Source organism: Anaerotruncus sp. 1XD42-93 (genome assembly GCF_009917605.1).
Classification (GTDB): Bacteria; Bacillota; Clostridia; order Oscillospirales; family Ruminococcaceae; genus Anaerotruncus.
In genome coordinates this window covers 1-1,503 of the sequence record NZ_QZEG01000169.1, presented here as the reverse complement: position 1 = coordinate 1,503, position 1,503 = coordinate 1, and the positions used below count along the sequence as shown (strand labels likewise).

Below are 1,503 nucleotides of genomic sequence, written 5' to 3'. Positions count from 1 at the left end.
GGTTTTTTGCTTGATAGTTCTGTTTGTGATAGGTATTTTGGGATATTGATAGAGCATTTTTGTGATAATGCAGAATCCCCCGGAAGTCCTGGCTTGGCGGCGCTGACTTCCGAGGGATATACGGATAATGAGTAAAAACTCATTATTTTTTAGTTTAGCACAGTTTTTGGAGTAAATGCAAGGGTATTGAACGCGGATAAATTATCCTTTGAAAATGGTGCCGCACATCTGTCCGCGCCCGCCGATCGGCGGACGCGGGCGGGTGCGCGGCACCATTTTAACAGATGATTTAGGCGGGAAATTCCCTAGGGGGTACTACGACACCCCCTAGGGTGTTCCGTGTTCCGACGCTTAAAAGGGGTGATTTTTTGTCAAAACAGGAAAGAGATAGGAGATATGATGAGAAACGTGTTGGCCGTACTCGAAATTGGACCTGTGTTGTCTATCCGGAAAGTGCTCCAAGTAATTGGCGTGATATTATAGATGATTTGCATTTGGAGTGGGTAGAAAGTCCATTGCATGATAAAGATATTGATGCAGATGGCAAGTCTAAGAAACCACATTGGCATATTATTTTACTTTATGATTCTGTTAAGACATTCGAACAGGTTAAGGATTTGACGGACAAGCTTAGTGCTCCAGTTCCTCAGAAGTGCGGAGGGGTTAAAGGGTTAGTTCGTTATATGGCTCATTTGGATAATCCAGAGAAGGCACAGTATAGTGTAGGAGACATTGTTGCTCACGGTGGAGTTGATATTGCTTCGTTGCTAAAACCGTCGTCATCTGAGCGTTATAGCCTTATAGCAGAGATGATGGACTTTGTTCAAGAACAAAATATTTTAGAGATGGAAGATCTCTTGGTTTATGCTAGACACAATCGGTTTGATGATTGGTTTCCGTTGTTGTGTGATAATTCAGCCTACATAATGGGGGCGTTTTTGAAGTCTAGAAGACATAGAGTTAGGACGAATTGAGGAGGGGTACAGGGTCGCTGACCCTGTGTCTAGCGCGCCGGATGGCGCATCCGCCGAAGGCATTCATATTTGCCCTTGTCTTGCTTTTGGAAAGCATGTAGGAGGATTGTGATTGGCCAGGTATGGTGTAGGATTCGTAGCTTGGTACTTTTGTTTAGCTTTTGTTTGGTATATCTTGACATATTAGCTTTATTTGTTTATAATTGATGCAAAGGAGTGTATTTTGATGCGTTCAACAGTCAATATAAGAGGGGATTTGGAAAAGTATGTTCAGCAGCAGTCTGAACGTACAGGTATGACGATTCCTAATATTATTGTAAATCTTGCTGTGGCGGGGATGGAATATAAGGAGGCGATTAAGAGTTTTTCTGTTTTGGCTGCGACTTTAGAAAATATTCCGGGAGGGTTACTTGATGAGAAAATTACAGGTGGCGGAGATTGATTTTCTATTTCGAGTGGGTTTTTTGCTTGATAGTTCTGTTTGTGATAGGTATTTTGGGATATTGATAGAGCATTTTTGTGATAATGC

The 1,503-nt window shown here is 42.2% G+C and carries 2 protein-coding genes; both read left to right on the top strand.

The window, feature by feature from the left end; genetic code table 11:
• The first annotated feature begins 368 nt into the window (after positions 1–368).
• Positions 369–974: a replication protein gene (locus tag D5269_RS17795; RefSeq protein WP_120487555.1), complete on the top strand. Its 606-nt coding sequence runs from the start codon at positions 369–371 to the stop codon at positions 972–974.
• 226 nt (positions 975–1,200) lie between these two features.
• Entirely contained in the window at positions 1,201–1,416 is a 216-nt protein-coding gene (locus D5269_RS17790) for a hypothetical protein (RefSeq protein WP_120487554.1), read from the top strand.
• Positions 1,417–1,503: the final 87 nt, after the last annotated feature.